Origin of the sequence: Pseudomonas sp. Sample_14 (assembly GCF_004307515.1) — a bacterium.
Lineage (GTDB): Bacteria > Pseudomonadota > Gammaproteobacteria > Pseudomonadales > Pseudomonadaceae > Aquipseudomonas > Aquipseudomonas atacamensis.
On record NZ_RCOC01000093.1, the window covers coordinates 229159 to 237189 of the forward strand.

Consider the following 8031-nt stretch of genomic DNA (forward strand, 5'->3'; position numbering starts at 1 on the left):
TCAACGTGCCGACTGCGGCCAATGACGTTTACAACAATGGCAGCACCGTCAGCACCACCATCACTGGCGCTACCGGTGGCAACTTCGAAAACCTGGTGCCAAGCAACACGCCTGCGGTCACCACCATCACCGATTCGGTCGATGACACTGGCCTGACCCTGACCGCGACCAACAACATTGTTGAAGGCGGTCAGATCACTTACACCGCAACGCTGACTAATCCAGCGCAGACGCCAGTTACCGTCACCCTGTCGAACGGTTCGACCATCACCATTGCTGCGGGCGAGACCGTTGGCACCGTGAACGTGCCGACTGCGGCCAATGACGTTTACAACAATGGCAGCACCGTCAGCACGACGATCACCGGGGCTACCGGCGGCAACTTCGAAAACCTGGTGCCGAACACCACGCCAGCAGTCACTACGATCACCGACTCGGTCGACAACACCGGCCTGACGCTGACCGCGACCAACAACATTGTTGAAGGCGGTCAGATCACCTATACCGCGACCCTGACCAACCCGGCGCAAACCCCGGTAACCGTCACGCTGTCCAACGGCTCGACCATCACCATCGCGGCTGGCGAAACCGTCGGCACCGTCAACGTGCCGACTGCGGCCAATGACGTTTACAACAATGGCAGCACCGTCAGCACGACGATCACCGGGGCTACCGGCGGCAACTTCGAAAACCTGGTGCCGAACACCACGCCAGCAGTCACTACGATCACCGACTCGGTCGACAACACCGGCCTGACGCTGACCGCGACCAACAACATTGTTGAAGGCGGTCAGATCACCTACACCGCGACACTGACTAATCCAGCGCAGACGCCGGTGACCGTCACCCTGTCCAACGGTTCGACCATCACCATTGCTGCGGGTGAAACCGTGGGCACCGTCAACGTGCCGACTGCGGCCAATGATGTGTACAGCAACGGCAGCACCGTCAGCACGACCATCACTGGCGCTACCGGTGGCAACTTCGAAAACCTGGTGCCAAGCACCACGCCAGCCATTACCACGATTACCGACTCGGTCGATGACACTGGCCTGAACCTCAGCGCCACCGGTTCTGTGGCCGAGGGTGGCCAGATCACCTACACCGCCACGCTGACGAATCCGGCCGGCACCCCGGTAACCGTGACCCTGAGCAACGGCTCGGTGATCACCATTGATGCAGGCAAAACCACCGGCACCGTTACCGTTCCAGCGCCTGCCGATGACGTCTACAAGGACGCCGGCCAAGTCGAAGTCAGCATCAAGGACGCCACTGGCGGCAACTTCGAAAATCTGGTGCCGAACACTACGCCAGCAGTGACCGAAATCACTGACACCGTCGACACTTCGACAGTGAAGCTGAGCGCAGACACCTCGGTTGCCGAAGGCGGCACCGTGACTTACACCGCCAGCGTCGGCGCGCCAGTCACCGGCTCGCCTGTGGTCGTGACGTTGGCCAACGGCCAGAACATCACCATCGCCGTCGGCCAGACCACTGGCTCCATCACCTACACTGCACCGAACGATGCCTTGACCGGCAACGCTCCGCTGACCAACTCGATCACTGGCGTAAGCGGCGGCAATTACGAAAACCTGGTGGCGGAAAATACTCCAGTTTCGACCACCGTCACCGACGTGGCCGACACCACCAATCTGTCGCTGAGTGCGACCGCTTCCGTGGCTGAAGGCGGCCAGATCACTTACACCGCCACCTTGACCAATGCTGCTGGCTCGCCAGTGACCGTGACCTTGTCGAACGGCGCCGTCATCACCATCCAGGCAGGCGAAACCAGCGGTAATGTGAGCTTCCCGGCTCCGTCCGACGACGTCTACAAAGACTCAGGCTCCGTGCAGGCCACCATCACCAGCGCCACCGGCGGCAACTTCGAGAACCTCGTTCCGAGCACCACGCCAGCGGTCACTCAAGTCACCGACACCATCGACACCTCGACGGTCAAATTGACCGCCGACACCTCGGTCGCGGAAGGCGGCACCGTCAACTACACCGCCACTGTCGGCGCGCCCGTCACCGGCTCGCCTGTTGTCGTGACCCTGGCCAACGGCCAGAGCATCACCATCGCCGTGGGCCAGACCACCGGCAGCGTCACCGCCCCGGTATCGAATGACGTGCAGATCGGTCACGCACCACTGACCAACTCGATCACCAACGTCAGCGGCGGCAACTACGAGAATCTGGTGGCCGACAAGACCCCGGTCAGCACCACTGTGACCGACACCGTCGACACCACCAGCGTCGCGCTGACTGCCACCGGCAACGTCAACGAAGGCGGGCAGATCACCTACACCGCGACGCTGAGCAACCCGGCCGGTACGCCGGTCACCGTCAACCTGAGCAACGGTTCGGTCATCACCATTGAAGCCGGCAAGACCACCGGCACCGTGACCGTTCCGGCACCTGCCGATGACGTCTACAAAGACGCCGGCAAAGTCGAAGTCACCATCAAGGACGCCACCGGCGGCAACTTCGAAAATCTGGTGCCGAGCACTACGCCTGCGGTGACCAACGTTGCCGACACGGTCAACACCACGCACCTGACCCTCAGCGCAGAAAGCTATGTGCTCGAAGGCTCTTCGATCACTTACACCGCCACGCTGACCAACGCCGCGCAAACGCCGGTAACCGTCAATCTGAGCAATGGCCAGACCATCACCATCGAAGCCGGCAAGACCAGCGGTTCGGTGACGATCGCCGCACCGAGCGATGACGTCTACAAGGACCTCAGCAAGCTCACCGTAACCATGACCGACGCCAGCGGTGGCAACTTCGAGAAACTCGACGTCAGCAAGACTCCGGTCAGCACCACGGTCAACGACACCGTCGACACAACCGCACTGACTCTCACCGCCAGCGATACCGTCAGCGAAGGTGGCCAGATCACCTACACCGCGACCCTGAGCAACCCGGCCGGCACTGCGATGACCGTGACCCTGGCCAACGGCGCGGTGATCAACATCGCTGCCGGTGCTACCAGCGGTTCGGTGAATTTCCCGGCGCCCGCCAATACGCCGTACATCGATGGCAGCAACGTGCGGACGGCGATCGCCAGCCACAGCGGCGGCAATTTCGAGCGCGTCGATGCCGATCGTTCGGCTGTGGTGACCAAAGTCACCGACGCCGTCGACACCACCGACATCAGCCTGAGCGCCACCGGCAGCGTTGCCGAGGGCGGCTCGATCGTCTACACGGCGACCCTGAGCAATCCGGCCGGCACCGCCATGAGCGTGACCCTGAGCAACGGCGCGGTGATCAACATTGCCAAGGGCGCGAGCACCGGCAGCGCAACCATCGCCGCCCCCGCCGATGACGTGTACAAGGACGCCGGCAAGGTCGATGCGAGCATCACCAAGACCAGCGGCGGCAACTTTGAAAACCTGGTGATCGACAAGACTCCTGCGGTAACTGATGTCACCGACACCATCGACAACAGCACGGTTTCGCTGACCGCCAGCGCCAGCGCGGTAGAAGGCGGCGTGGTTGTCTATACCGCGTCCGTGACCGCCCCGGTCACCGGTTCGCCAGTGCTGGTGACTCTGTCCAACGGCCAGACCATCACCATTCCGGTCGGCGCCAGCAGCGCCAGCGTCAACTTCACCGCGCCGAACGATGCACAGGCCGGCGGCAACACCCTGAGCGTGAAAATCGTCGGCGCCAGTGGTGGCAATTACGAAAATCTCGTCGCCGACCAAACCCCGGCGGTGACCTCGGTAACCGACGTCGCCGACACCACCAACCTGTCGCTGTCCGCGACCGGCTCCGTGGCCGAGGGCGGTTCGATTGTCTACACCGCGACCCTGAGCAACCCGGCCGGTACCCCGGTGACCGTGAATCTGAGCAACGGCGCGGTGATCACCATCGAGGCTGGCAAATCCACCGGCACCGTCACCGTTCCGGCACCTGCCGACGACGTCTATAAAGACGCCGGAAAAGTTGAAGTCACGATCAAGGACGCCACTGGCGGCAACTTCGAAAACCTGGTGCCAAGCACCACGCCAGCGGTTACCGATGTCACCGACACCGTCGACACCTCGACGGTCAAACTGACCGCCACCGAAACCGCAGCCGAAGGTGGCACCGTCACCTACACCGCCACCGTCGGCGCGCCGGTCACCGGCTCGCCTGTGGTCGTGACCCTGGCCAATGGTCAGAACATCACTATCGAAGTCGGCAAGACCAGCGGCAGCGTGAGCACCACCGCGCCGAACGACGTCCTCGCCGGCCACGCGCCGCTGACCAACTCGATCACCAACGTCAGCGGCGGTAATTTCGAAAATCTTGTCGCCGACCAGACCCCGGTCAGCACCATCGTGACCGACACCGCCGATACCACCAACCTGTCGCTCAGCGCGACCGGCGCGGTGAACGAAGGCGGCCAGATCACCTACACCGCGACTTTGAGCAACGCCGCCGGCACACCGGTCACCGTGACGCTGTCGAACGGTGCGACTATCCTCATCGAGGCCGGCAAGACCACCGGCACCGTGACCGTCGATGCACCGAAAGACGACGTCTATAAAGACGCCGGCAGCGTTGAAGCGACCATCCAGAGCGCAACCGGCGGCAACTTCGAAAACCTCGTCACCAGCACAGCGCCGGTGGTGACCACGGTCAACGACACCATCGACACCACCACCGTGTCGCTGAGCGCCACTGCGAACGTCGCCGAAGGCGAAACCGTGGTCTACACCGCCACCGTGGGCGCGCCAGTGACCGGTTCGCCGGTGATCGTGAGCCTGTCCAACGGTCAGACCATCACCATCGCCGTTGGCGAAACCACCGGCAGCGTCAACTACGTCGCGCCGAACAGCCCATTGGCGGGCGGCAGCTCGCTGAGCGTGACCATTGATGGCGCCACCGGTGGCAACTACGAAAAACTGGAAGTCGACGGCAAGTCCGCTGACACCGTGGTTTCCGACACCACCGACACCACCAATCTGAACCTGAGCGCCAGCGATTCGGTTGCCGAAGGCGGCCAGATCACCTACACCGCAACCCTGACCAACCCGGCCGGCACACCGGTCACCGTGACCCTGTCGAACGGCGCCACCATCACTATCGATGCAGGCAAAACCACCGGCACCGTGACCGTCGACGCACCGAAAGACGACGTCTATAAAGATGCCGGCAAAGTCGAAGTGACCATCGAGGGTGCGACCGGTGGCAACTTCGAGAACCTGGTGCCAAGCGCGGTTCCAGCGGTGACCAATGTTACCGATACCATCGACACTTCAACCGTCAAACTGACTGCCGATACTTCGGTCGCTGAAGGCGGCACCGTGACTTACACCGCAACCGTCGGTGCGCCAGTTACCGGTTCTCCTGTGGTCGTGACTCTGGCCAACGGTCAGACCATCACCATCGGCGTCGGCCAGACTACTGGCACTGCAACTGCTGTTGCTGCGAACGATGCGTTGGCTGGTAATGCTCCGATCACCAACTCGATCACTGGCGTGACCGGTGGCAACTTCGAAGATCTGGTTGCGGACAAAACACCGGTTTCGACTTCAGTCACCGACGTTACCGACACCACCAACCTGTCTCTGAGTGCGACCGGTTCCGTGGCCGAAGGTGGCTCGATCGTTTACACCGCTACGCTGACCAACGCCGCTGGCTCGCCAGTGACCGTGACCTTGTCGAACGGCGCTGTGATCACCATCAAGGCTGGCGAAACCACCGGCACCGCAACTGTTCCTGCACCGTCCGACGACGTCTACAAAGATGCCGGTTCCGTGCAGGCGACGATCACCAGTGCCACCGGTGGTAACTTCGAGAACCTCGTTCCGAGCACTACGCCTGCGATCACCCAGGTCACCGACACCATCGATACCTCGACCGTCAAACTGACGGCTGATACTTCGGTGGCTGAAGGCGGCACCGTGACTTACACCGCAACCGTCGGTGCGCCAGTTACCGGTTCTCCTGTGGTCGTGACTCTGGCCAACGGTCAGACCATCACCATCGGCGTCGGCCAGACTACTGGCACTGCAACTGCTGTTGCTGCGAACGATGCGTTGGCTGGTAATGCTCCGATCACCAACTCGATCACTGGCGTGACCGGTGGCAACTTCGAAGATCTGGTTGCGGACAAAACACCGGTTTCGACTTCAGTCACCGACGTTACCGACACCACCAACCTGTCTCTGAGTGCGACCGGTTCCGTGGCCGAAGGTGGCTCGATCGTTTACACCGCTACGCTGACCAACGCCGCTGGCTCGCCAGTGATCGTGACCCTGTCGAACGGTGCCGTGATCACCATCAAGGCTGGTGAAACCACCGGCACTGCAACCGTTCCGGCCCCGTCCGATGACGTCTACAAAGACGCCGGTTCCGTCCAGGCGGCGATCACCAGCGCTACCGGTGGCAACTTCGAGAACCTGGTACCGAGCACAGCTCCGGCCGTGACATCTGTCACCGACACCATCGACACTTCGACGGTCAAGCTGACCGCCGATACGTCGGTAGCCGAAGGCGGCACCGTGACTTACACCGCAACCGTCGGTGCGCCAGTTACTGGTTCGCCTGTTGTGGTAACTCTGGCCAACGGCCAGACCATCACCATCGGCGTTGGCCAGACTACTGGCACTGCAACTGCTGTCGCTTCGAACGATGCGCTGACGGGCAACGCTCCGATCACCAATTCGATCACTGGCGTAACCGGTGGCAACTTCGAAGATCTGGTTGCGGATAAAACTCCGGTCTCGACTTCTGTCACCGACGTTACCGACACTACCAATCTGTCCTTGAGCGCCACCAACTCGGTGGCTGAAGGTGGCCAGATCACCTACACCGCGACATTGACCAACGCCGCTGGCTCGCCAGTGATCGTGACCCTGTCGAACGGTGCCGTGATCACCATCAAGGCTGGTGAAACCACCGGCACCGCAACCGTTCCTGCACCGTCCGATGACGTCTACAAAGACGCCGGTTCCGTCCAGGCGACGATCACCAGTGCCACCGGTGGTAACTTCGAAAATCTCGTGCCGAGCACCACTCCAGCGATCACTCAGGTCACTGACACCATCGATACTTCGACCGTCAAACTGACGGCTGATACGTCGGTGGCTGAAGGCGGCACCGTGACTTACACCGCCACCGTCGGTGCACCAGTGACTGGCTCCCCTGTCGTCGTGACTCTGGCCAACGGTCAGACCATCACCATCGGCGTCGGCCAGACTACTGGCACTTCAACTGCGGTTGCTGCGAACGATGTGTTGGCCGGTAATGCTCCGATCACCAACTCGATCACCGGCGTGAGCGGCGGCAATTTCGAAGATCTGGTGGCGGACAAAACTCCGGTCTCGACTTCTGTCACCGACGTTGCCGACACTACAAATCTGTCCTTGAGCGCCAGCAATTCGGTGGCGGAAGGTGGCCAGATCACTTACACCGCGACATTGACCAACGCCGCTGGCTCGCCCGTGACCGTGACCCTGTCGAACGGCGCTGTGATCACCATCGACGCCGGCAAGACCACCGGCACCGTGAACGTTCCAGCGCCAGCTGACGACGTCTACAAAGACGCCGGCTCCGTTCAGGCCACGATCACCAGCGCCACCGGCGGTAACTTCGAAAATCTCGTGCCGAGCACCACTCCAGCGATCACTCAGGTCACTGACACCATCGATACTTCGACCGTCAAACTGACGGCTGATACGTCGGTGGCTGAAGGCGGCACCGTGACTTACACCGCCACCGTTGGTGCGCCAGTTACTGGTTCGCCTGTTGTGGTAACTCTGGCCAACGGCCAGACCATCACCATCGGCGTCGGTCAGACTACTGGCACCGCAACTGCTGTTGCTGCGAACGATGCGTTGGCCGGTAATGCTCCGATCACCAACTCGATCACTGGCGTGAGCGGTGGCAATTTCGAAGATCTGGTGGCGGACAAAACTCCGGTTTCAACTTCTGTCACGGACGTTACCGACACCACCAACCTGTCGCTGAGTGCGACCGGTTCTGTGGCCGAAGGTGGCTCGATCGTTTACACCGCTACGCTGACCAACGCCGCTGGCT

General features: G+C 61.7%; 1 protein-coding gene. It reads left to right on the forward strand.

The features are described from left to right. A partial coding sequence (locus D8U61_RS23395; RefSeq protein ID WP_347237683.1) for an immunoglobulin-like domain-containing protein occupies window positions 1-8031 on the forward strand: 8031 nt, incomplete at both ends.